Genomic DNA, 21,968 nt, shown 5'->3' on the forward strand with positions numbered 1-21,968 from the left:
GTAAGATCCCTGAAAGATGATCAGGTAGATAGGTCTGAGGTGGACGTGTGGTGACACATGGAGCTGACAGATACTAATCGATCGAGGACTTAACCAAATATGAATGTCATTTGCTTAAAACGTTATCCAGTTTTGAGAGAATATTTATTTTCTCTATTGAAATTTATATAATACATAGTATAATTGATTTTGTCCCTATTTTGTCTGGTAATGATGGCGAAGAGGTCACACCCGTTCCCATGCCGAACACGGAAGTTAAGCTCTTCAGCGCCGATGGTAGTTGGGGGGTTCCCCCTGTGAGAGTAGGACGTTGCCAGGCAGACATATTCCGCAGTAGCTCAGTGGTAGAGCTATCGGCTGTTAACCGATCGGTCGTAGGTTCGAATCCTACCTGCGGAGCCATTTTTGGAGAGCTGTCCGAGTGGCCGAAGGAGCACGATTGGAAATCGTGTAGGCGGTTTTCCCGTCTCAAGGGTTCGAATCCCTTGCTCTCCGCCATATTGGATCTTTATACATACATACTTTATATAAGGGGCCCGTTGGTCAAGCGGTTAAGACACCGCCCTTTCACGGCGGTAACACGGGTTCGAATCCCGTACGGGTCACCATTTAGTCTCAGTTTTTCGGAGGATTAGCTCAGCTGGGAGAGCATCTGCCTTACAAGCAGAGGGTCGGCGGTTCGAGCCCGTCATCCTCCATCATTGGTTCTTAATACAATGTTATAGCTTTTCATTACGGAGTAATTATCACACCGATTGAGAGGCTGAATAAAGCAAGTGGAATTTTTATCATCGCGGGGTGGAGCAGTTCGGTAGCTCGTCGGGCTCATAACCCGAAGGTCGCAGGTTCAAATCCTGCCCCCGCAACCAAATATGGTCCGGTAGTTCAGTTGGTTAGAATGCCTGCCTGTCACGCAGGAGGTCGCGGGTTCGAGTCCCGTCCGGACCGCCATTCATATAAGACAATAAAATACGGCTCGGTAGCTCAGTTGGTAGAGCAACGGACTGAAAATCCGTGTGTCGGCGGTTCGATTCCGTCCCGAGCCACCACTTGTGTAAAGCAAGTTCCTATCATTTATTTTGCCGGTGTAGCTCAATTGGTAGAGCAACTGACTTGTAATCAGTAGGTTGGGGGTTCAAGTCCTCTTGCCGGCACTGCTTTTCGGAGGGGTAGCGAAGTGGCTAAACGCGGCGGACTGTAAATCCGCTCCCTCAGGGTTCGGCGGTTCGAATCCGTCCCCCTCCACCATTTTTATTAAAGGGGCATAGTTTAACGGTAGAACAGAGGTCTCCAAAACCTCCGGTGTGGGTTCGATTCCTACTGCCCCTGCCATATTATTTTTCATATTCTTACCATGGCGGTTGTGGCGAAGTGGTTAACGCACCAGATTGTGGCTCTGGCATTCGTGGGTTCGATTCCCATCAATCGCCCCATTTATTTATTGGGCTATAGCCAAGCGGTAAGGCAACGGACTTTGACTCCGTCATTCGTTGGTTCGAATCCAGCTAGCCCAGTTTCTTTTTTTTATTATTTTGCATATAATATATATAAAGTCTTTGCGGAAGTAGTTCAGTGGTAGAACATCACCTTGCCAAGGTGGGGGTCGCGGGTTCGAATCCCGTCTTCCGCTCCAACTTGCTAATTTAGTGTGGCGGCATAGCCAAGTGGTAAGGCAGAGGTCTGCAAAACCTTTATCCCCGGTTCGAATCCGGGTGTCGCCTTTATGCCGGGGTGGTGGAATTGGCAGACACACAGGACTTAAAATCCTGCGGTAGGTGACTACCGTGCCGGTTCGAGTCCGGCCCTCGGCACCAACATTATTTAGTTCACATCTTGCCGGTGTGGCGGAATTGGCAGACGCGCACGACTCAAAATCGTGTTCCTTTTGGAGTGTCGGTTCGACCCCGACCACCGGTATCTTTAGGTTTTTTTTGAAAAAGTTATAAGCAGGGAATTAACTCACAAACGTTGATATATCAATGTTTTGTGGGTTTTTTCTTTTTTGGAAGAAAACGATAGAAGAAGATATAATTTAAATCTTTTTTACACATCTTTTACACAGCCATCTCTTCAAATGCACTTACAGCTATTTCATCATCTTCTTCACGTAGTTCTTTGAGAACGTGGGCATAATATTTATTTGTAGTTTCAACATCCTTATGTCCTAAACGTTCGCTAACAGAATAGACAGAAACTCTTTTATAAAGTAGGACACTTGCGTAAGTATGACGTAATCCATGCACGGTAATTGGTTGAATTTCTAATTCGGATAAAACTTTTTTTAATAGTTTATTCGCATTTGTATTGCTAATGACTTTGTATTTAGAAACTGGACTGTAAAATACGAGCCCGTGTAAATTAGGAGGCATGATATCAAATAAATGTTTAAATGCAGCCATAGTATTTTTGTCAATTTTGATAATACGATTAGACTGCTCATTTTTTGTTGGCCCAAATCCTAGAGGAGATTGTTTCTTATATCCCCAAGTTTTATTAACTCGAATTTTATTGTGGACGAAATCAAAATCTTTACGAGTCAAGCCAACTAATTCTTCAAAACGTAATCCGGATGTAAGGCCGAGCAATAATAGATAATAACCTAAACCTTCTGATAAATGTTTGTATAATTCTTTTAAAAGCAATTCACTTTCTTTAAAGTTAAGATGTTTTTCGCTCGCTTTTTTTGCTTGCACAGTCCAATACAGTTTTACTTTCCTTGTAAAATCCACATGCACAACCCCGTCTTCGATTGCATCCTGGACGCAGGATCTTATATGGCCGTGTAATTTTTCAACTGTTTCTTTTGCTCGAGTTGACCCGAACTTGTTTATAAACGCTTGATAATCGCTTCTAATAATTTCTTGAATTGGACTATTTCCAAAATATTTTTGGATTTCCTTGTGAGTATCTTCATAATGCTTCTTGGTTGGACCCTTGAGCTGTTTTTTATATAATGCAACCCACTTTTCGAAATATTCATCAAACGGTATTGGAGTTAGCTGAAGCCTTACCCCTTTATTTAAGTTAGCTTCAACTTCTGCGGCAGCGATAGCTGCTTCTTTTTTTGTTTTAAAACCACCTTTGCGAATTGGTTTGGGCTTTGCGCTAATAGTATACTGCCAGGTCTTTCCCCTTCTTTGATAGCTGGCCATTAGTTGCTCATCCTCTCTTTTCTTACAATTAAATTTTTGAAATTTCTACAATTTCAGTTCTCTGAAAGGTAACGTCAATATGGATACATAAATATAAATTGTGATAGTCTTTTCATCTAGTGATACGCGAAATCCTTGATAGGGGTTGGTGCCATTGTCCATCAAAACCTTATCGCCTTTAACTAAGGATTCAATAACTTCAGTTACTTTCTTTCACAATAAAAAACCTCCTCTCAAGGTAAAATAACCTCAATTAAGTTAACTTAAGGCAAATTAAAAACTAATAACAACCTTCTTCAACTTGCCGACGATCTGAACGCGCCCGTCAGTCAGGACGATTGGAGGGTATTTAGGATTCTCTGATTGAAGCACTAAAGTACCCTCTTGCTTATATACACGTTTTAAAACTGCTTCTTCATTAATTACGACAGCAGCAATCTCCCCATCCTCAACATCAGCTTGTTTCCTAATGAGCAATAGATCACCGTCACTAATCCTAGCGCCAGACATCGAATCACCTTTTGCTCTCAAGTAAAAATACTCACCTCCGTTCAGCCATTCCTTTGGTGTAGCTTCGTACTTTTCGATTTCTTCCATGACCACGGTACCGTTTCCACAGCTGACCTTCCCTACAAGCGGTAGGTTAATCAATTCAATGCTGGATACTTGACGATCTTCCTCTTCATCGTCTACAAGATAATCCAAGCTCACTTCAAAAAAGTCAGCCAACTTTTTTAAAGTGGATAATTTGATGTTCTCCGATCCTTTTTTGTAAAAGTTAACGATAGTTGTGTAAGGTATTCCTGATTTTTTTGATAGACCCATCTTCGAAATATTCTTTTCTTCCATGAGCGCATCGAGTTTATCCGTAAATTTCATCTCTGTTTTACCTCCTATGGTAAATATTTTTACCTTACGTAGTAATTTTATTCTATTATACATTAGCTACAGTCAAAAAGAAAGCACTTATATACCACGTAACGTAATTAACCAAAATGTTTTCGGTTGACAAGTTACCATGTGTGGTATATTATCGACACGTACCTACCACGCATGGTAAATAAAGAGGGGGTGATTCAATGTTTCCTAACTTACGGGCAGAAATGGCGAGAAAAGGCATCGATGGCGTGATAGTTTCTGCTCATCTTGGCATAGCAAGAAAAACATTTAGTAACAAAATGATAGGCAAGTCGGAGTTTACCCGCTCTGAAATATTTAAAATTCAGAAGCATTTTTTCCCCGGTCTAACTGTAGAGTATCTTTTCAGTGAAGGAGAACAGTATCCAGCTTGATTGTTGTAGGAAGGAAAGAGAGGTGAAAATTGTGCAGGAGCTTAATGTCAATCTCACGATCCCGGTTCCAGAGGACTCGGTGATCATTTCCAAGGTTGAATTATTGGAATTGAAACAGCAAGAGCTAGCCGGCGTTTATTGGAACATGAAAGACTTGGAGCATCGCATCCGTCGAAAATCAGAGTGGATAAAAGAAAATATTCTTTATCCTTCAAAATTTCGAAAAATGCTTGATATTGAAAATGGAGGATTTGTATTTTATCCAAATGCCAAAGGACAAGCATGGAGCTTTCAAGCGAATAAAATGGCTGCATTCCTTGATAAGCATTTCAGTGAAATATTTCAAAAATGAGAGGGAGTGACAAATTGACCAAGGATAAAGCCTATGAGCTAACCACGTTTTTCATCCAGATCGAAATCGATATGGCCATCAAAGGAAGAAAGAATATCTCGGAGTTTGCAAAACGTCAGCGTCAGCGCTATTGGAAAATAGCCAACTTAAAAGGAGGTGATTAAACTGACTCGCGTCAAAAATACATCGGCATTAAATGAGTTTTTAACACCTGATAGGAAGATTGCACGCAGAAAGATTGTTTCAGCTGAGTTCTTGATGCAGGAACTTTTACCAGAAGAAATTGCTGATAACAACTTTGAGGAATGTATATCGCTTTGTGAATCGGCAATTCAGATGTTCAGAGACTTAAAAAGAATGCATCATCCTGTAGAGGTCGTGCAGATGCATGAACTAGCTTCACAGTTTCTGCAAAAAGGGATCAATGTCAACGTGATAAGGGTGCCTGACCATGAATCTTGAACACCCAATTATCTCAGAAATTAATCGATACGGGTATCCATTGGAGTATTTACAGTATGACACAGGTAAAGACGAGGAAGATGAGGCTAAACAAAATTAGCCCACTCTGCCAAGTGGACTAAAATATTATAAACATTTAACATTTCCATTCTAACTGGGAGCATTCATAAAATCAATCATAGGAAGGTGCCATATATGAATCCTTTACAGGACTTTGAACTAAATGAAATATCTAATGGTGAAATGCAGCAGGACCGTCCTCAGTTTGAAATTACGGATATGAACAGCCTGAACTGGGTTTTCCGTAAAATTGCTGCATTGAAAACAAAGGAGAAAGATATTAGAGCACTTGCTGAGACAGAAAGACAACGTATTGCGGAATGGGAAGCAAGTGAAACTTCTTCTATTACTGATTCCCTATCTTTCTTTGAAGGCCTTGTATCGGGGTTTCATGCTAAACAGCTGGATACAGATCCGAAAGCCAAGACTCTCTCCACACCCTATGGGAAATCGAAGAGTCGCAAATCTAAGGAAGCTCCTGAGAAATCAGATGAGGGAGCTATTCTGCAGCATGTTATTGAAAATGGCATGGATAATTACATCAAGAACAGTGTGAAATGGGCTGATTTGAAGAAATCCCTCAAGATTGTGGAAATCAGTGGTGAGAAAGTAGTTGTGGACGAAAACGGACAACTTATTCCTGGTATTTCTATTAAGCCAGAATCTATCTCCTATTCTGTGGAGGTGTGATTATGTTTGAAGTAACAGAGGCCCAACGGGAGAAACTGAAAGCCGTTGTTGGCTTTATCGGCTGCAGTGGATCTGGAAAAACAGCCGGCGCCTTGTTAACTGCTTACGGCATGATGCGGGAAGCTTATCCGGAAGCAACAGAGGCAGATGTGTGGAAGAAGATCGGCCTAATCGATACAGAACACAATCGTTCAAAGCTTCATGTTGGATTAGTATTTGATGACACAAAAATAGGACGGTTTCAACACATTAATTTTCAGCCACCTTATACAACAGAGCGATATAACTTGGCCGTTCTAACCATGAAAAAAGCTGGGGCAGAAGTAATTATTATCGATTCTCTTTCCCACAATTGGCAGGGTGAAGGCGGCATAGTTGAAACCCATGGTCAAATGCAGGGTAACTCATTTCAAAACTGGGGCAAGATGGCACCTGAGACAACTAAGCTGGTAAAAACATTAACCCAAAATGATGTTCACATCCTGGCAACTCTTAGGACCAAACAAGAATATGTTGTTGAGCCAAATAATGAAGGGAAAATGGCTCCTCGAAAAGTCGGTACTAAGCCGGTGCAGAAAGATGAAATGGAATATGAATTTATGCTTAATTTCCAAATTGACATCGATCATGTTGCCGAAACATCAAAGGATAACACCCAGTTGTTTGAGGGTCATCCACAGAAGATAAATGCAGACGTTGGGCGTAATCTCTATAAATGGCTGGAGCTTGGAATTGATGTAAAAGCTGAGGAAGAATCCAAACGAGTTTCCCTAATTGATCAGATTAAGGCAATTGCAAATGGAAATGATGAAGCGACTAAAAAGGTTGCTGAGTTTGAATTCAAAGCAGATAAAATGCTTGATGATTTTACTATCAAACTTGCAACTGCAGCACTTGATAGATTACAAGTTTTTAAAACCAAGGAGGAAAAATAAATGTTTACAGTCGATCACAGCAAAGGTGAATCATTCGAACCAATCAAGCCAGGTGAATATGAAGTAACAGTTGTTAATTATGAATTGAAACAAGCCAGTTCTGGAAATAATCGTGTCATTGTGGACTATGAGATCCGTTCTGACGTTGAGCAATCTTGCCAAGGCCAAAAAATACTCTTTGATAACTTCACTGTTACTGATAATGCAATGTGGAGATTCCATCAAGCCTCCAAGGCTGCCGGTTTCCCCAATGGAGTAAGCTTCAAATCATATAAAGAGTGGGCAGACGCTTTTCTCAATAAGCCAGTACGCTTAGTTGTCGGCGAACGAGAGTATAACGGTAAAAAATATCCGGAGGTAAAAAGCTTCAAACCTTCTGAGGTAAATGCACCGGCAGCCAATGAAATTAATATCAGCGATGAAGACGTGCCGTTCTAATTTAGAGACACACTGGGGGAGTAAAAAGCTTCCCCTCTTTTAAAGGGGAGTTTACATGAACTACGATTTTAAGAACATACCAGATGAACTAAAAAATGCTCCTCAGTGGATCTTGTGGCGGTCTGAAGAACGTGAAGGAAAGAAAACAAAGGTGCCTTATCAGATCGATGGCAGCATGGCCCGATCAAATGACAAAAGAACTTGGTCAACGTTTCATACTGCCGTTAATTTTTATAATAAAGGCGGATATGACGGTATAGGCTTTATGTTCTTTAAAGATGATCCATTCATTGGTATCGATATTGATTCATGTGTCACTGATGGAGTTCTGTCCGATCTCGCTGAGGACATTGTTCAGATAATGAACAGTTATGCAGAGTATTCACCAAGTGGAGACGGAATCCACATTATTGCAAAAGGTAAGCTTCCATTAAGAGGACCAGGTACCGGACGGAAAAATCCGGATAAAGGCCTGGAAGTATATCGACACGGAAGATATTTCACTTTTACTGGCCATAGTCTTGATGTTGATGATGTCCAGGAACGAACGGAAGAATTAAAGATTCTGTTTGAAAAATATTTAACAGAAAAGAAAGTAAAGAAAAAAACATCCGTTCCAAGAGAAAATACAGATTTCAGTCAGCTTTCTAACTCAGAATTGTGGGATCGAATGTTTAGTAGCAAGAACGGTTCCACAATCAAATCATTATTCGATGGTCAACTTATCAATGATGATCATTCATCAACTGACATGGCCCTTTGTAATCATTTAGCCTTCTGGACCGATAAGAATCAGAGCAAAATGGATGAAATGTTCAGAGAGTCAAACCTTTATCGAAAGAAATGGGATCGGCAGCATAGTTCTGATGGTCGTACATACGGAGAAATGACAATCATGACCGCAATTGCTTCAGCAAGTTCTACGATCTCAGATTTATTTGAGCAGCAAGAAAAGCCTTATGAAATTTATATCTCGGATGAAGTTGAATCAACCGTGGAAGATACGGAAGAAATTATTGATAAGCCACCTTCTTTTCATTTGACTGAGTTAGGTAATGCTGAACGGATTGTTTACTATCACGGCCAAAACATCAAATATTGTAACGAACTTGAATGGCTAATCTGGAACGGTAAGCAGTGGGAAGAAGACAGTAAACGAAAAATTGAAGCAATCACTGCCAAAACGCTCCGATCTCTTTATACAGAGTCGCAGAAAGAAGAAGATAAATATCAAAAAAAACAGCTTTACGAATGGGCGAAGAAATGCGAAAAACGCGCTATCCGGGTGAATAGCATTCTTGATGTTAAGCCGATGGTTGCCGTGAGGAAAAAGGATTTGGATTCAAACAAATATCTTTTCAATTGTAACAATGGTGTTATTGATCTTAGGACCGGTGAGCTGCTTGAGCACGATAGAGATTTGCTGTTCACCAAAATATCTCCAATTGATTATGAGATGGATGCTAATAGCACAAACTGGATTTCCTTTCTTGAAAGTATTTTTATTACTGATGAAGGCGAGCCGGATTATGAAATCATTGAGTTTTTGCAAAAAGCCATTGGGTATTCTCTTACCGGCGAGACTACAGAACAGGTTATGTTTTTTCTTTTTGGTAACGGACGAAACGGTAAATCAACATTCATCAATACAATTCAGCACTTGTTAGGTGATTATGGTCGGCAGACAAACAGCGACACTTTCATCAAAAAGAAAAACGATTCAGGCATAAACAATGATGTTGCCCGGCTGGATGGTGCACGTTTTGTCTCAGCTGTTGAGAGTGAAGAAGGGCAGCAGCTGTCGGAGTCTCTAGTGAAACAGATCACTGGGGGAGAAAAGATGTCAGCTCGCTTCCTGAGACAAGAGTATTTTGAATTTACGCCTGAGTTCAAAGTTTTCTTTACTACCAACCACAAGCCAATCATTAAAGGCAGTGATGAAGGGATATGGCGCCGGATACGTCTTGTACCATTTACAGTAACAATCTCTAAAGACAAAGTGGATAAAAAGCTTCCTCAAAAACTTGCTGCAGAAATGCCTGGCATCCTTCGTTGGGCTGTAGAAGGCTGTTTGAAGTGGCAGAAGGAAGGGCTCGGCGAAGCAGAAGCTGTTAGACGAGCGACAGAAGGCTACCGAAAGGATATGGATATATTAGGTCCATTCATAGACGAAAATTGCATTCTCCATTCAGAAGCGAAAATAGAGGCTAAATCTCTATATGAAAATTATGCAAACTGGTGCTATTCCAATAATGAAATGGAGCTGAAAAATCGTGCTTTCTATCGCCAAATGGAAATACGTGGTTTCAAAAAAGAAAAAGGTGCGAAAAACAAAACGTTTATTCATGGAATTACATTAAATCAGTTCGTAGATGGAAGTTTTTTGAAAGAAGAAGGTTGTGGGGTTACTGAAAGTGTTACTGAAATTTCACCAAAAAGTAACCCAAATAACGTTACTTCTATTAATCGAAAGAAGCTTTAACCATTGATATATAAGGGTTATAGAGAAGTTACATTTTTCAGGGGTTACTGAGGGTTACTGAATTTTCTCTGTTCATTCCCATGAAAAATAATAATAAAAAATAATATATATATAAGTATATAGAGTTAAATAGAAAAAATAGATAACCTTTGATAACCCAGTAACCCAAATGAGTCTTAACCCCTTGATATGATTGAGTTTTTAATGGGTTACTAAAATTTTTATACGATAACCCTTCGATAACCCTTTTTAAAATGAGGTGGAAAATTTGCACCCTAAACAAATTTGCATCGATCTTGCATCCTTGGGATCGCCTTTAGTTCTGGATGGAAATGATCTTTACATCGAGAAGCCGGAAAATGTTTATCCGGAGCTAGAAGAGTTTGTTCAGACATATAAAAAACGAATCATTCAATATCTACAGGGTAGTTATTCGGAACACGATCATTCTGTAAAACAGACGATCGATAAAGTCATTAATTATATTATGGGGAAGCAGCAGGATATGAATAGAAAAATAGATGTCTGGCTTAATCATGATGAAGAATCTCTTATTAAACTTATGAAACTATTGAGTATTTTTTGGGAGAATGGATGGCGTAACTTAGATCATTCTGTTTCCAATTTTGAGGATGAGGAAACGGACAAGCTTTCTTTAGAAATCTATGAAAGGGCAATGTCTTATTTTAAGGGGAATAAAGTATGAACATCATTCACTATAACTATACGGATACTGAATTAAAGAAAATCTTAGATAGTATGATCATCACTGTGGATACCAGGGAGCAGAAGAACCAGCATGTACTTGATTACTTTCGAAAGAAAGATGTTCCATTCAAATTTAAAACGATGAAAACCGGTGATTACTCGGCGATGGTTCCCAAAAATGATGATTTTGGAATATCCCGCGATATGTATTTGTTCGCAGCCATTGAAAGAAAAAACGGAGTGGACGAGCTTGTTCAATCCATTAAGGATAGGTCCAGGTTTGAGAATGAATTAATTCGAAGCACCAAGCACCCATTTGTTCTCATCGTTGAGGACCTAGAAGGGTACCAAAAAATATTGAACGGTAAATATCGTAGCAAATACGATCCGAAAGCGTTGCTTGGCAGCCTTAAATCATTTGAAGTCAGATATAATTTTTCAACGGTTTTCCTTTCAGCAAGCACAACCGGAAATTATATTTACCATCACTTTTTATATATGGCCCGAGAGCTATTGAAAGGAGGCTTGCTATGAACCCTCTAATGAAATCGATGTATCTGGAACGGAAAAAAGATGATATCAAGTCAAAATTGCTCGAAATTGGATATTACAAAACACCCGAGGGCAGGCAATTGTACGAGCTGACTCTTTCGGAATTACAGAAGATTTACAAAAAACAGTTAGTTAAAGGGAGGAAATAATCATGGCATTTGTAGGCTTTGAAGAATCAATTGAAGTAAAACAATTTTGCTGAAAAAATTATTGATGAGAATCACCCGCATTTGAAAGATGCGAAAGATCACATTGGTTTTTACATCCGTGAAGGTAGCAGCAAGTGGGCAGGGAAAGCAAAAAATGCACCACATTCGAACGTCATATGACAGACTACATGTTATTTTTATTTATCAATAAAGAAGCTTGGAAACTGTTTTCTTCAGAACAGCGTGAAGAATTAGTTGATCATGAACTTTGCCATTTTAGCCGAACATCTTGGGAAGAACCGGATCCAAAAATTGAAGGTAAATGGATTACTGTGTATGGCACCGTTGATGATCCGGACAGCTGGAGCATTCGTGAACATGATGTGGAAGAATTCTCAGATATTATTGATCGTCATGGGCTGTGGGAAACAGGCATTGAACAATTTGCAGCTGCCGTTCGTGAGGCAGAACATCAAATGAATTTCGAAGATGTTAACCGAGAAACGAAAATGCAGAGGGTTAAATAATGATACAGGGGTTGGTTAGGTGAGGGAATGTGTGGTGTTTAATTACTGCACTGTTGATATCTTTTATAAATAAAAATAACAACGAATGGAGGGAAACATGATCGTTAAACAATCATCTTTCTTTCCGGACATCGATGAAAAGAGAATTAGGTCCCTTGTAGTTCAAGAACTACGGCAGTATGTAGCATTAAAAGTTCAAATAGAAAACCTTAAAGAACAAAAAGAAGCCGGCACTACAAACCTTTTCCCAGAGTTTAGACGAATAAAAATAAATAATAATTTAAAAGTCAAGCAGGTTGACAGAGCATTAAATTGCGGATTGGACGAAGAGGAAAGGAAAATCATTGAATTAAAGTACCTATCCCTTAAACACCTTAATGATATTGACATATACCTTGAACTCGGTCTCAAAAAGGGAAAGTATTACGAAAAGAAAAGAGCCGCCATTTTTCGGCTGGCGACTGCTTTGGGAATTATTTAAATCGTCCGGAGGAGATTTCTTTGTTTAATCCATGTTTATATTATTATTTTGCGTTTGTAGTTGCCAGCAACGAAAATCCGTTGCCGGGTAGGGATTTACACAAAGATAACATAAAACATGACAATTAGAAGTAACTCCATCAACCTTAAATCTAAGGTAATGGAAACATCTAACTTAAACAAAGAAAATCACCTCCGCTATTCAATTTACTACAGCTTATGCATTTAACAAGGTTAGGATACATTTAGATTTCGGACATTTTTCGAACAAATTGGGTACCTTTTTGGGTACCTTTTTTTTTGTTGCGAAAAGGTAAGCTTTACTTATCAGATAACGAACGGACGGACGGGAGACGCGCCTTTCCCTTATCAATGGCGCATCCGGATGTGGAACAAGGGTGCTGACGAATGAAGCCATACGAGAGGACATTCTGAGCCTGGATCGCGCTAGTCTTGCGGCAGCTGCATCGGGAGAATAGTAATTTCGTTTTACCCTGCGCTCTTACTATACTTGGGATTCCTCTCGGAGTATTTTGGGATTGCAAAAAAATAATCAAGCAAATAGCATAAGGTGGGGATTATTCAGTAAGGAGATACGATGTGCAAATACGAGATCATTTGCAGTTCCTGAGGAGAAAGAAAAGAATGAAAGTGGCAAGAAATCATGGGTACTAATAAAGGTGATTACAAACGTGTGAATTGCAGAATAAGAAGAAGATAGAAAGACCCGACTTACGGTCATTTAAAAGTTTTATTTTATTTCATGGTTTTACTCAATGTGAAATATTTCTTTAAATCAAAATATTCAAAACTGCATTTCCTCCCTTCAATTTCAATTTTTGGTATAATGATTTAGAAGGAGAGTGGTTCTTTTGAATGAATGGAAGAACAATCCTGCATGGAGGAAAAGGCAAAAAAACAAAAGTGTTTATTTCATGAGAGATCATAATTATGCATTCTCTTCATGGGAAATTGAAAGATTAAAGGGGAAAATAGAGCTTAATTCTACACTTATACATGTAGATTCTCATTTGGATGATCTTCCAGAAGCGATTGAAATAGTTGGAATACTAGATAAAATAAATTCTTTTGAAGAAGCCATAAAACTTGGGGAGAAATTTGATTACTCAAGAGGCACTTCCCCAGATCGGATTTATATGCACATTGATAATTTTATTTGGCCGGCTATCATGCGAAACACGGTGGGTAATGTAATTTATATATCAGATGATTCCAAAACTGAATTAAATAAAAAAAAATTAAGACTTGAAATTGAAAAGGATCCTAAGAACGACAAACCAATTGTTAGAAAACTCTTTGAAAACCTTCTTAGGTATGATAAAAATATTTCTCGTTTAAAATCTATCGAAGACTTTGAGCAGAGTATTAATGATTTCCTTTTAAATCTAGAGCTTAGTAAGACTATTCTGGATATTGATTTAGATTATTTTAATGATTCGGATAGTTTTGATTCGAATCCTAAATTGAGAAGTGAAGAACAAATAATAAAAAATCTACAGTACCTTAAACAATTGACTAATTGGGACGTTATAACTGTAGCCTTGTCCCCAGAATATTGTGGGGGAGAAGAAGCGTGCAATTATTTATTGGATTTATTTTTGACTTCCTTCAAGATTGATAAAGAAGAACTTATTGATTGGTAATAGTATCGTCCAAGGCACTTTTCATGTGTGCAAAAATTTCGGGTAAATTGTAAGCAATGTATTTTAGCTGGATTTTGTAATAAAAAGAAAAAAGCCAGTTAATGTAGAAAAATTAAAAGATTATATTGTGAAAGTAGGGATTTCAAATGAACCATAAAAGGAACATTGATTTAATTAAAGAATTGATTGAAAGAACTGAACAATTAGCATTCCAAGATGAGATTAAATTAGATGCAATTAGACAAGACGCTGAGATCAGGCAATGAAACAAGCGGTTGCTCGTACTATAGAAAAACTTGGATTAGAATCTATTATTCTGAGCGAACAGGACGATGAAGGTTTTACAGTTATTGAAAAGTTCGAAAAGCATGCATCAGACTGTAATTATGCTGTTGTACTTCTCTCACCAGATGACATTGGCTTTAAAAGATCAGAACAACAACCATTATTAAATAACTTCCGAGCAAGGCAAAATGTAATACTTGAATTAGGTTATTTTATAGGGAAATTAAGTAGAAAAAATGTGTTAGCGCTACTAAAAGATGATCCTTCAGGCCAATTAGAAATTCCATCTGATATTGTTGGTGTAATTTACACTCAATTTGATATTTCAAATGGTTGGAAATTAAATTTAGTTAAAGGTCTTAAATCTAGTGGATATAATGTTAGCGCTGATAATTTATAAAAATATAATAGCATATTTGGGGAATAAAGCATATGAAATTCATTTTTACAGAGATATATCAAGAAGAGATAAAAGTTTTACATATTTGTAAACTATACTAAATTAGAAATTTGAATGGAGGTTCAATGACTATTTCCGGTAATAAAAGTGAAAATTACTTCTATTATGATTTTCCAGAGAAATATTGGATAGATCATAATTTCTGTTGGTATTTACACGATGTAATATTAAGCATATTTGAAGAGTGTATGGAAGACGATTATAAGATGAGTTTAGATATAAAAGAGAAAGGCCGGGCAAGTTTATCCGGGTTGAATGATACTAATGATGTTATAGGTTGGTTAAATTCTAACGGTTATTCAGAAGAAGCAAATTTAATCTTAAAAAGAAAATTGTTCCATGCAATATTAGCTGACTTTATAAGTTATATATATGAATCTTTAGAAACTTCAATGAAAGGAAAAACAGCAATTGCATACACTCTTTTAAGAAAACCATTCAAAGATAATTTATTTTATTTAGAATGGCTTCTATTTAATAATGAGGAATTATTAGAATTATTAGCTGAAAATAAATTAGAATATTATGAAATAGGGTCCCTTCGAAAGAATAAAAAAACAAAAATGAAAAGGATTATTACAAACGCCTACAATATTAATGAGTTTCAACCTATATTACAAAACAATAAGATAACTAGTGACTTTTTTTATGATGTTAGGTACGAATATAATAAGCCATTTAGCCTTGAATTAATGTGGAATAAAGCAAATCATCTTGTCACGACAGCTAAACCAATAAGAAGTGTTGACTTTAATAATATATTTTTAAAAGAAAAAGATTACAAAGTGAGATGGGATTATTACTACAGCAAAATACCACTTTTATTATTTTATTCAACAGGAATTGTGATTAAGTTATATGAAGAACTCTTTGAGACATTACCGAAAAACACAAAAATATATAATAATTTTTTTATAATTACTAAGTGGTTCAGTAGAATTAAAGATAAAGCTGGAAAGAAGTACTTTTTAGGATTATTATCCAATGGTTCACTTCCGTTATTTTGTCTAAATTGCAAAAAAGTTACCGCAATTGACAAGGATCAAATAGAGGAAATCCAATATCAATGGGCAGTGAATTGTGACCATTGTAAGCAATATATATCAATAGCAAAGTATCATTTTATTAATATATAGTGAAAGTGTTCTGTTTTATTAGAAAATAAGCCTCATTACACTAGAGAACTTAGATGTTGTAGCAAGTAATAGTTAAATTAATAAAGTCAGGAGGCACCCAATAATCGGGTGTCTTTTTCTATGATAAGAAGGGAGATTAATCATGCTTAAAAAATTGTGTTCTAGATGCAATATCTTAATTGAAGCAAGTTTGCAATACTGTGATGGTTGTCAGGCGATGTATAATGAGCAGCAGAAGCAAAGACATAAGATATACAAAGCTAAACGTAACGATAATAAAGAGCAACGGTTCTATAACTCTCGAGGATGGAAACAAATGAAGCAGTTTCTAGATTCAAAGTACAAAGGATTGTGTCTTTATTCGTACTACATCTATGATCGGATTGTACCTTACGATGTGTTCCACCACATTGTGCCAATCAAAGAGGACTGGAATATGAGGTTGCATTTATATAACCTCATCCCTCTGACAAACAGTATACATGAGAAGATTCACAAGATGTACGAGAATGATCAAGAACGAACCCAACGAGAGCTTCAGCAATTGGTAGCAAAATGGAATGGATTTGGTGAGTAGGGGGTACCAAAAAAGTACGAGATAAAGCCTATGGGGTCGCAGGTGGGCCCTTTTTCTCGTAAAAACTCCCTAAATGAATTTTTTTGAAAAGGAGGGCGCCTGACGATGGCCAGACCAAGACAACCGACAGATTTACTCGTGGTGAAAGGTAAAAAACATTTGACCAAGGATGAAATTGAAGATCGAAAATCAAAAGAAGTTTGGGCGCCGGCTGATAAAGTTGAGGCGCCTTCTTATTTGCCCGATGAATTGAAAGCTGAATTCGATCGTATTTCCTTAGAGCTATTAGCCATCGAAATCATGACGAATTTGGACTGTGAAGCCCTCGCTCGATTCATTGTGGCTGAAAATCAATACCAAAAAGTAAGCGTCAAGCTGATGAAAATGAAGTCAGTTGGTGAGAGATACATGGACCTTTTAAAAATTCAAGAAAAACTTTTCAAACAAGCCAGGGCTTCTGCCAGTGATTTAGGATTAACTATAAGCTCTCGGTGTAAACTTGTTGTTCCTAAGCAACAAGATGAGAAACCGAAGAATAAATTTAGTAAGTTTGGTCCATGAATCGCGTTACACAATATGCTCTTGATGTCGATGAGGGCAGAATTGTCACTGGTAAGTATGCAAGACTAGCTTGTGAAAGGCATTTACATGATCTTGAAAGTGAAAACTTAGCTTCGTTCCGTTATCGTTTCGATGAGGAAAAGGCTAATCGGATTAACGAATTTGCTGAAACCCTTGTTATTGCAGAGGGAGAAGGTAAGGAACAATTACAACTCGCAGACTTCCAGGCATTTATCCTTGGAAGTCTTTTTGGTTGGGTTGATAAAGAAACCGGATATCGCCGTTTCCGTAACAGTTATATTCAACTCGGCCGGCAGAATGGTAAGTCCTTGCTAAATGGCATTCTTGGAACGTACTGCAGCGGATTTGATGGGTACAATTACGCACAGATTTACTGTACAGCGACCAAGTCCGATCAGGCGAAAATCGTCTTTAATGAGATTGTGAAATTCATCAATGCGGATCCCGACCTTGAGGAGTTATTCAAAGTCAAAGACTATGAAAGTACGATTATTAGCCATCTGACTCATTCAACAGTGCGAGCTCTCGGAAGAGATACTAAATCGATTGATGGCTTTCGCCCCTACCTCGGCATCGTGGACGAATACCACGCCCACAAAGACAACCAAATGTACAAGCTTTTGGAAGGCGGTACTGGGAAGCTCAAACAGTCACTTATTAGCGTCATAACAACAGCTGGTTTTGATTTAAACAGTCCATGTTATGAGTTGTATAACGACTGCTGCAAACTTTTAGAAGGCGCATTTTCGAATGAGACCCAATTTGTTTACATCGCTCAGCTGGATAAAGATGATGATATTTGGGATTCAGAAAACTGGATAAAAGCCAATCCTCTAGTGTGTGCAGATTCTGACGGTGTGGACCGAATGAAGGATATCGCAGCCAAGGCAAAAAGAATCGGTGGCGAAGAGCTACGTGACTTTTTAACAAAACGGATTAACGCCTGGTTCCAATTAACTGATGATGATTATATCAATATCGAAAATTGGAAAAAGTGTGCTACCGAATTAACCCTTGAAGACATGCGAGGGAATGAATGTGTTGTCGGGTTGGATTTATCAAGCGGAGGCGATTTAACTTCATTGGCGCTAGAGTTTCCTGTTAGATTCAATGATCAACAAAAATATTTTATCTATTCGCATTCATTCATACCTAAAATGCGCCTGATGGAACATATACAGACTGACAAGGCTCCTTATGACATTTGGCTTAAGGAAGGATTGTTAACAGTCACAGAGACGATAGGCGGTGTGAAAACTGACTATAAGTACATCGTTCAACACTTGAAAAAACTTAAAGAGGAATACGATCTGAAATTTAAAGCAATCGCGTATGATCCACATAATGCGGATACGTTCCTGGTTGATCTTGAAGAATTCGGTTGCGATTGCATTGAAATTGTTCAAAGTGCCAAGAGTCTTCACCAGGCAACAGAGGATTTTAAACTTGAAGTTGATGCCGGCAATATCCTCTATCACGAGGTAAACGGTCTTTTGACTTGGAGCGTAACAAATGCAAAATTAACGTGGAATAGTTTTGGAGAATGTAAAATCGATAAGAACTACCGCATTAAACGAATCGACCCGATCGATGCGATCATTGATGCCCATAAAATCGTATTAATGAATAAAGAAAATAATATTGATATCAATGAATCAGCGGAAGAATATCTCAAAATGATGGGATGGTGAGGGAGGTGAGAATTTGAATTTTTTCAGTAGGATGTATCAAAAATTTAAAAACATGCTTTCCCCAGCTCCACAAGCTGCAGATATGCAGAGCGAAACACTTTTAGAGTGGCTAGGGATTAGCAAGACTTCTAAGAATATGCTCAGCGAGGTCACATATTTCACCTGCCTTAAGATGTTATCTGAGACGCTTGGAAAAATGCCATTAAAGTATTATCAGGAAACGGAAAAAGGTATTGAAAAAGCAAATTCAAATGCAGCTCATAAGCTATTAAAACTGAGGCCTAATCCGGTAATGACACCATCCATTTTTTGGGCGGCAGTAGAGCAAAATAGAAATCATAATGGGAATGCGTATGTTTGGCTTAGAAAAGTCTTTAAGCCTCAGAGGTTCGGTGGCAGCTATGAAATACAAGACATGTGGGTTATGCCTACAGAAAGTGTTCAAGTCTACATTGACGATGCCGGATACTTTGGTGCTAAAGAGCAAATCTGGTATGTCTATACGGATAAATATAGTGGCGAACGATATACATTGCGTTCAGATGAAGTGTTACACTTTAAGACCTCATATAGCTTTGATGGGGTACTAGGGGTACCTGTAAAAGACATTCTAAAATCTACAGTTGAGGGCGGACTCGAGAGCCAGAATTTTATGAATAACTTGTATAAAAGCGGGCTTACTGCTAAAGCCGCATTAGAATATACTGGAGATTTAAACGAAGATGCAAAGAAAAAGCTTGTTGCAGGTTTTGAGCAGTTTGCAAATGGATCAGAAAATAGCGGAAAAATTATTCCTGTTCCACTTGGAATGAAACTGATACCATTAGATATCAAGTTAACGGATAGTCAATTCTTCGAGTTGAAAAAATTCAGCGCTCTTCAGATCGCCGGCGCTTTTGGAATTAAACCAAATCAGATTAATGATTATGAAAAGTCGAGCTATGCAAATTCAGAAATGCAGCAGCTCTCTTTTTATGTGGACACCGAGTTGTTTATCCTAAAGCAATATGAAGAGGAGATCAATTATAAGATTCTTACACCAGAAGAAGTCGAGCAGGGCTTCTTTTTTAAATTCAACGAGAAAGTAATTCTTCGTACTGATAGCAAAACGCAAATGGATACGTTGGCTTCAGGTGTGAATAATGGCATTTATAAGCCAAACGAGGCAAGAGAATTGTTAAATTTACCTATTGCTGAGGGTGGGGATGTGTTAATGGTAAACGGCAATTATATTCCAGCCACCGATGTTGGAAAGCAGTACGATAAAGGGGGTGATCAAACATGAAGAGGTTTTGGAATTTCAGCGTAAATGCTGCGACACCAGATCAAGCTGAAACCGTTGAATTGAGAATTGAGGGAGACATCGTAAGCGATGAGGATGTGTGGTTATATGAGTGGTTTGGTATTGAAGCTACTGCTCCGAACATTTTTAAAGATGAGCTTGCTCATTATAACGAAAAGGATATTACGGTTTGGATAGACTCATACGGCGGAGATGTGTTTGCCGCAGCCGGTATTTATAATGCCCTTAAAGAACATAAAGGCAAGGTCACAACTAAAATTGATGGGAAGGCTATGTCAGCTGCAAGTGTCATCGCCATGGCTGGAGATGAGATACTCATGTCGCCGGTTAGTGTCATGATGATTCACAATCCACTTACTACCGCACAAGGAGACATGAGAGAGTTAAGAAAAACTGCGGATGTCTTAGACACGGTAAAGGAGACTATCATTAATGCATATATGGTCAAAACGAGAAGGTCTAAGGCGAAAATATCCGCCATGATGGATGATGAAACCTGGATGTCTGCAAATGTTGCAGTTAAACAAGGATTTGCTGATGGAGTCCTGTATCAGGAACAGGAAGCAGAAGAGGTAGTCAATTTCTCTTTTAATCGATTTGCCATACAAAACAGTGCAAATGAGTCCATGAAACGCTTGCTGAACTTTAAAAAAGCACAGGAACAGACATGGGCACCCGAAAACTTAGTGGACAATCAGAAAACAGAAAAAGAAAAACTATTATTGGAATTGGATTTAATCTAATTCTATTTTTTATTTCAAAATTTAAGGAGGCTACATCGTGAATCCAGAATTATTAAAAATGTTGAATGAGATTAACGCTAAAAAAACTGAAGCTAAAAAATTGATTGCTGAAGATAAAGTTGAGGAGGCAAAAGCAGTAAAGGAAGAACTGGTAAAGCTGCAAAATAAATTTGATCTTGCTAAGGATTTATTTGATGAACAGGAGGAGCAAGAAAAGGCAGCAGTCAAAAATAAAGTCAAAAAGCCTGTTAACAATGAGAAATCTCAGCATGGGGCTTTTGTTAATATCATCAAGGCTTCCCTTTTGAAGAAAGCCGTTAATGAGGATGATATGGAAATTTACAATATGATGACTGAGGCTGATCCAAACGCTGAGGGTGAATCAGATGGCGGTCTGACTGTTCCTCAGGATATTCGAACGCAGGTTAAAGAATTTCGTCGTGCTCTTGATGCTCTTGAACCACTGGTTAATGTTGAGCCGGTTTCCACTTTAAGCGGTTCTCGTGTGTTGGAAGTTACAGCTGATCATGTTCCGTTTGATAACGTGGATGAGGCAGCACAATTCCCTGATGCCGAAACACCTAAGTTCCGCAATATTGCTTACAAAGTATTGAAAAAAGGCGGCATCCTTAAGTTAACCCGTGAGCTCACACAAGACACATCGGAAGCAATTATCAGTTACCTTACAAGTTGGATCCAGAAAAAAGCTAGGGTTACACGTAATTTTATGATCCTTGCTGAGCTTGATGCTAGTTTTGGAGGATCTAAAACGAAAGCATTAGCGGATATCGACGATTTTAAAGATGTATTTAACGTAACGCTCGATCCAGCTATTGCAGTCTCTTCCGGTGTGCTTACGAATCAAGATGGATTCAACTGGTTAGACAAACAAAAGGACGGGGACGGTAAATATATTCTTCAGCCAAACCCAACTAATGCTACTCAAAAATTGTTGTTTGGCACGTACCCTCTAAAAGTTGTATCTAACAAGGTGCTAAAATCTGCTACTGTAGGCGACCCTGAAGCACCAACAGGGTATAAATATCCTTTCTATCTTGGTGATTTAAAGAAGCTATCACGATTTTTGACCGTGAAACTTTGTCTATCGAGTTTTCTACAGAAGCCGGGGACCTGTGGGGTAAAGATTTAACAGGCGTAAAAGTAAGAGAACGCCTTGATATTAAAACCGTCGATACGGAATCTGTTATTAAAGGCGAAGTCGAAGTAGCAGCGGAATAAGAGGAGGGT

General features: G+C 38.3%; 23 protein-coding genes, 16 tRNA genes, 2 rRNA genes and 1 pseudogene. 40 read left to right on the forward strand and 2 right to left on the reverse strand.

Annotation, left to right across the window (positions count from 1 at the left end; translation table 11 throughout):
• The 18 genes from JOC74_RS19235 to JOC74_RS19320 all read left to right on the forward strand — a co-directional run.
• A 23S ribosomal RNA gene (locus JOC74_RS19235) occupies positions 1–97 on the forward strand; the annotation flags it as partial.
• A gap of 106 nt (positions 98–203) precedes the next feature.
• Positions 204–319 (forward strand): 5S ribosomal RNA (gene rrf, locus JOC74_RS19240).
• Between the two features lie 8 nt (positions 320–327).
• Positions 328–402, forward strand: a tRNA-Asn gene (locus JOC74_RS19245).
• Between the two features lie 5 nt (positions 403–407).
• Positions 408–498 (forward strand) — tRNA-Ser (locus tag JOC74_RS19250).
• A 35-nt stretch (positions 499–533) separates the two neighbouring features.
• Positions 534–608, forward strand: a tRNA-Glu gene (locus JOC74_RS19255).
• A gap of 17 nt (positions 609–625) precedes the next feature.
• Positions 626–698: transfer RNA gene (locus tag JOC74_RS19260), tRNA-Val, on the forward strand.
• A gap of 94 nt (positions 699–792) precedes the next feature.
• A tRNA-Met gene (locus JOC74_RS19265) sits at positions 793–869 on the forward strand.
• Positions 870–874: 5 nt separating this feature from the next.
• Positions 875–951 (forward strand) — tRNA-Asp (locus JOC74_RS19270).
• Positions 952–973: 22 nt separating this feature from the next.
• Positions 974–1,049, forward strand: a tRNA-Phe gene (locus JOC74_RS19275).
• 32 nt (positions 1,050–1,081) lie between these two features.
• Positions 1,082–1,154, forward strand: a tRNA-Thr gene (locus JOC74_RS19280).
• 9 nt (positions 1,155–1,163) lie between these two features.
• Positions 1,164–1,248, forward strand: a tRNA-Tyr gene (locus tag JOC74_RS19285).
• 10 nt (positions 1,249–1,258) lie between these two features.
• Positions 1,259–1,332 (forward strand) — tRNA-Trp (locus JOC74_RS19290).
• 25 nt (positions 1,333–1,357) lie between these two features.
• Positions 1,358–1,433 (forward strand) — tRNA-His (locus JOC74_RS19295).
• 9 nt (positions 1,434–1,442) lie between these two features.
• Positions 1,443–1,514, forward strand: a tRNA-Gln gene (locus tag JOC74_RS19300).
• A 44-nt stretch (positions 1,515–1,558) separates the two neighbouring features.
• Positions 1,559–1,633, forward strand: a tRNA-Gly gene (locus JOC74_RS19305).
• A gap of 17 nt (positions 1,634–1,650) precedes the next feature.
• Positions 1,651–1,721, forward strand: a tRNA-Cys gene (locus JOC74_RS19310).
• Between the two features lie 4 nt (positions 1,722–1,725).
• Positions 1,726–1,814: transfer RNA gene (locus JOC74_RS19315), tRNA-Leu, on the forward strand.
• 21 nt (positions 1,815–1,835) lie between these two features.
• Positions 1,836–1,917: transfer RNA gene (locus JOC74_RS19320), tRNA-Leu, on the forward strand.
• A 137-nt stretch (positions 1,918–2,054) separates the two neighbouring features.
• Here the strand turns inward: JOC74_RS19320 and JOC74_RS19325 are convergent.
• Positions 2,055–3,152, reverse strand: coding sequence for a site-specific integrase (locus tag JOC74_RS19325; RefSeq protein ID WP_211086255.1), 1,098 nt, complete (start codon positions 3,150–3,152; stop codon positions 2,055–2,057).
• 273 nt (positions 3,153–3,425) lie between these two features.
• Complete coding sequence (locus tag JOC74_RS19330; protein WP_211086256.1) at positions 3,426–4,031, reverse strand: helix-turn-helix domain-containing protein; 606 nt, start codon at positions 4,029–4,031, stop codon at positions 3,426–3,428.
• Between the two features lie 200 nt (positions 4,032–4,231).
• On the opposite strand from JOC74_RS19330, the gene JOC74_RS19335 reads away from it, so the two are divergent.
• The 22 genes and pseudogenes from JOC74_RS19335 to JOC74_RS19440 all read left to right on the forward strand — a co-directional run bounded on the left by JOC74_RS19335 (position 4,232) and on the right by JOC74_RS19440 (position 21,959).
• Positions 4,232–4,444 (forward strand): hypothetical protein, encoded by a 213-nt coding sequence (locus JOC74_RS19335; protein ID WP_211086257.1) that lies wholly within the window; start codon positions 4,232–4,234, stop codon positions 4,442–4,444.
• Positions 4,445–4,472: 28 nt separating this feature from the next.
• Positions 4,473–4,796 (forward strand): DUF771 domain-containing protein, encoded by a 324-nt coding sequence (locus JOC74_RS19340; RefSeq protein ID WP_211086304.1) that lies wholly within the window; start codon positions 4,473–4,475, stop codon positions 4,794–4,796.
• A gap of 14 nt (positions 4,797–4,810) precedes the next feature.
• Positions 4,811–4,960: a hypothetical protein gene (locus JOC74_RS19345; protein ID WP_211086258.1), complete on the forward strand. Its 150-nt coding sequence runs from the start codon at positions 4,811–4,813 to the stop codon at positions 4,958–4,960.
• The gene (locus JOC74_RS19350; RefSeq protein ID WP_312883847.1) at positions 4,953–5,258 is read left to right on the forward strand and encodes a YqaH family protein; all 306 of its coding nucleotides are present in this window, start codon (positions 4,953–4,955) and stop codon (positions 5,256–5,258) included. Before JOC74_RS19345 ends, JOC74_RS19350 begins: the two co-directional genes overlap by 8 nt.
• A gap of 195 nt (positions 5,259–5,453) precedes the next feature.
• Positions 5,454–6,008 (forward strand): host-nuclease inhibitor Gam family protein, encoded by a 555-nt coding sequence (locus JOC74_RS19355; RefSeq protein WP_211086259.1) that lies wholly within the window; start codon positions 5,454–5,456, stop codon positions 6,006–6,008.
• A 2-nt stretch (positions 6,009–6,010) separates the two neighbouring features.
• Positions 6,011–6,943 (forward strand): AAA family ATPase, encoded by a 933-nt coding sequence (locus tag JOC74_RS19360; RefSeq protein ID WP_211086260.1) that lies wholly within the window; start codon positions 6,011–6,013, stop codon positions 6,941–6,943.
• Entirely contained in the window at positions 6,944–7,381 is a 438-nt protein-coding gene (locus tag JOC74_RS19365) for a DUF669 domain-containing protein (RefSeq protein ID WP_211086261.1), read from the forward strand. It begins immediately after the preceding gene.
• Positions 7,382–7,436: 55 nt separating this feature from the next.
• Positions 7,437–9,863, forward strand: a complete 2,427-nt coding sequence (locus tag JOC74_RS19370; RefSeq protein ID WP_211086262.1) for a phage/plasmid primase, P4 family — start codon at positions 7,437–7,439, stop codon at positions 9,861–9,863.
• A 268-nt stretch (positions 9,864–10,131) separates the two neighbouring features.
• A complete protein-coding gene (locus tag JOC74_RS19375) occupies positions 10,132–10,569 on the forward strand; it encodes a hypothetical protein (protein WP_211086263.1) in 438 nt (145 codons plus the stop codon).
• Positions 10,566–11,105, forward strand: coding sequence for an ERCC4 domain-containing protein (locus tag JOC74_RS19380; protein ID WP_211086264.1), 540 nt, complete (start codon positions 10,566–10,568; stop codon positions 11,103–11,105). Before JOC74_RS19375 ends, JOC74_RS19380 begins: the two co-directional genes overlap by 4 nt.
• Positions 11,102–11,272 carry a Fur-regulated basic protein FbpA gene (locus JOC74_RS19385; RefSeq protein ID WP_211086265.1) on the forward strand — a complete coding sequence of 57 codons (171 nt, stop codon included), beginning with the start codon at positions 11,102–11,104 and terminating at the stop codon, positions 11,270–11,272. The genes JOC74_RS19380 and JOC74_RS19385 overlap by 4 nt, the downstream gene beginning before the upstream one ends.
• 134 nt (positions 11,273–11,406) lie before the next feature.
• On the forward strand, positions 11,407–11,799 hold the full coding sequence (locus JOC74_RS23705; RefSeq protein WP_312883848.1) for a putative metallopeptidase: 393 nt from the start codon (positions 11,407–11,409) through the stop codon (positions 11,797–11,799).
• Between the two features lie 97 nt (positions 11,800–11,896).
• On the forward strand, positions 11,897–12,280 hold the full coding sequence (locus tag JOC74_RS19395) for an ArpU family phage packaging/lysis transcriptional regulator (protein WP_211086266.1): 384 nt from the start codon (positions 11,897–11,899) through the stop codon (positions 12,278–12,280).
• An 871-nt stretch (positions 12,281–13,151) separates the two neighbouring features.
• Positions 13,152–13,943, forward strand: a complete 792-nt coding sequence (locus tag JOC74_RS19400; RefSeq protein ID WP_211086267.1) for a peptide arginase family protein — start codon at positions 13,152–13,154, stop codon at positions 13,941–13,943.
• Between the two features lie 262 nt (positions 13,944–14,205).
• On the forward strand, positions 14,206–14,628 hold the full coding sequence (locus tag JOC74_RS19405; RefSeq protein WP_211086268.1) for a TIR domain-containing protein: 423 nt from the start codon (positions 14,206–14,208) through the stop codon (positions 14,626–14,628).
• 125 nt (positions 14,629–14,753) lie between these two features.
• Positions 14,754–15,824 carry a hypothetical protein gene (locus JOC74_RS19410; protein WP_211086269.1) on the forward strand — a complete coding sequence of 357 codons (1,071 nt, stop codon included), beginning with the start codon at positions 14,754–14,756 and terminating at the stop codon, positions 15,822–15,824.
• A 316-nt stretch (positions 15,825–16,140) separates the two neighbouring features.
• Positions 16,141–16,401, forward strand: coding sequence for a hypothetical protein (locus tag JOC74_RS19415; RefSeq protein WP_211086270.1), 261 nt, complete (start codon positions 16,141–16,143; stop codon positions 16,399–16,401).
• A 105-nt stretch (positions 16,402–16,506) separates the two neighbouring features.
• On the forward strand, positions 16,507–16,962 hold the full coding sequence (locus JOC74_RS19420) for a phage terminase small subunit P27 family (protein ID WP_211086271.1): 456 nt from the start codon (positions 16,507–16,509) through the stop codon (positions 16,960–16,962).
• Positions 16,959–18,674, forward strand: coding sequence for a terminase large subunit (locus JOC74_RS19425; protein ID WP_211086272.1), 1,716 nt, complete (start codon positions 16,959–16,961; stop codon positions 18,672–18,674). The genes JOC74_RS19420 and JOC74_RS19425 overlap by 4 nt, the downstream gene beginning before the upstream one ends.
• 31 nt (positions 18,675–18,705) lie before the next feature.
• Positions 18,706–19,959, forward strand: a complete 1,254-nt coding sequence (locus JOC74_RS19430; RefSeq protein WP_211086273.1) for a phage portal protein — start codon at positions 18,706–18,708, stop codon at positions 19,957–19,959.
• Positions 19,956–20,720: a head maturation protease, ClpP-related gene (locus JOC74_RS19435; RefSeq protein WP_053602172.1), complete on the forward strand. Its 765-nt coding sequence runs from the start codon at positions 19,956–19,958 to the stop codon at positions 20,718–20,720. Before JOC74_RS19430 ends, JOC74_RS19435 begins: the two co-directional genes overlap by 4 nt.
• 58 nt (positions 20,721–20,778) lie before the next feature.
• A pseudogene (locus JOC74_RS19440) lies at positions 20,779–21,959 on the forward strand (phage major capsid protein).
• Positions 21,960–21,968: the final 9 nt, after the last annotated feature.

The sequence above is a fragment of the Bacillus capparidis genome (assembly GCF_017832095.1).
Taxonomy (GTDB): domain Bacteria; phylum Bacillota; class Bacilli; order Bacillales; family Bacillaceae; genus Bacillus; species Bacillus gobiensis.

What these genes read in the sequence shown, in the direction of transcription:
- JOC74_RS19335 (WP_211086257.1), top strand. Translation starts at nt 4,232, where the DNA reads ATGTTTCCTAACTTACGGGCAGAAATGGCGAGAAAAGGCATCGATGGC.
- JOC74_RS19330 (WP_211086256.1), bottom strand. Translation starts at nt 4,031, where the DNA reads ATGAAATTTACGGATAAACTCGATGCGCTCATGGAAGAAAAGAATATT.
- JOC74_RS19405 (WP_211086268.1), top strand. Translation starts at nt 14,206, where the DNA reads ATGAAACAAGCGGTTGCTCGTACTATAGAAAAACTTGGATTAGAATCT.
- JOC74_RS19420 (WP_211086271.1), top strand. Translation starts at nt 16,507, where the DNA reads ATGGCCAGACCAAGACAACCGACAGATTTACTCGTGGTGAAAGGTAAA.
- JOC74_RS19360 (WP_211086260.1), top strand. Translation starts at nt 6,011, where the DNA reads ATGTTTGAAGTAACAGAGGCCCAACGGGAGAAACTGAAAGCCGTTGTT.
- JOC74_RS19395 (WP_211086266.1), top strand. Translation starts at nt 11,897, where the DNA reads ATGATCGTTAAACAATCATCTTTCTTTCCGGACATCGATGAAAAGAGA.
- JOC74_RS19415 (WP_211086270.1), top strand. Translation starts at nt 16,141, where the DNA reads ATGAAGCAGTTTCTAGATTCAAAGTACAAAGGATTGTGTCTTTATTCG.
- JOC74_RS19355 (WP_211086259.1), top strand. Translation starts at nt 5,454, where the DNA reads ATGAATCCTTTACAGGACTTTGAACTAAATGAAATATCTAATGGTGAA.
- JOC74_RS19380 (WP_211086264.1), top strand. Translation starts at nt 10,566, where the DNA reads ATGAACATCATTCACTATAACTATACGGATACTGAATTAAAGAAAATC.
- JOC74_RS19425 (WP_211086272.1), top strand. Translation starts at nt 16,959, where the DNA reads ATGAATCGCGTTACACAATATGCTCTTGATGTCGATGAGGGCAGAATT.
- JOC74_RS19370 (WP_211086262.1), top strand. Translation starts at nt 7,437, where the DNA reads ATGAACTACGATTTTAAGAACATACCAGATGAACTAAAAAATGCTCCT.
- JOC74_RS19435 (WP_053602172.1), top strand. Translation starts at nt 19,956, where the DNA reads ATGAAGAGGTTTTGGAATTTCAGCGTAAATGCTGCGACACCAGATCAA.
- JOC74_RS19385 (WP_211086265.1), top strand. Translation starts at nt 11,102, where the DNA reads ATGAACCCTCTAATGAAATCGATGTATCTGGAACGGAAAAAAGATGAT.
- JOC74_RS19410 (WP_211086269.1), top strand. Translation starts at nt 14,754, where the DNA reads ATGACTATTTCCGGTAATAAAAGTGAAAATTACTTCTATTATGATTTT.
- JOC74_RS19430 (WP_211086273.1), top strand. Translation starts at nt 18,706, where the DNA reads ATGTATCAAAAATTTAAAAACATGCTTTCCCCAGCTCCACAAGCTGCA.
- JOC74_RS19365 (WP_211086261.1), top strand. Translation starts at nt 6,944, where the DNA reads ATGTTTACAGTCGATCACAGCAAAGGTGAATCATTCGAACCAATCAAG.
- JOC74_RS19325 (WP_211086255.1), bottom strand. Translation starts at nt 3,152, where the DNA reads ATGGCCAGCTATCAAAGAAGGGGAAAGACCTGGCAGTATACTATTAGC.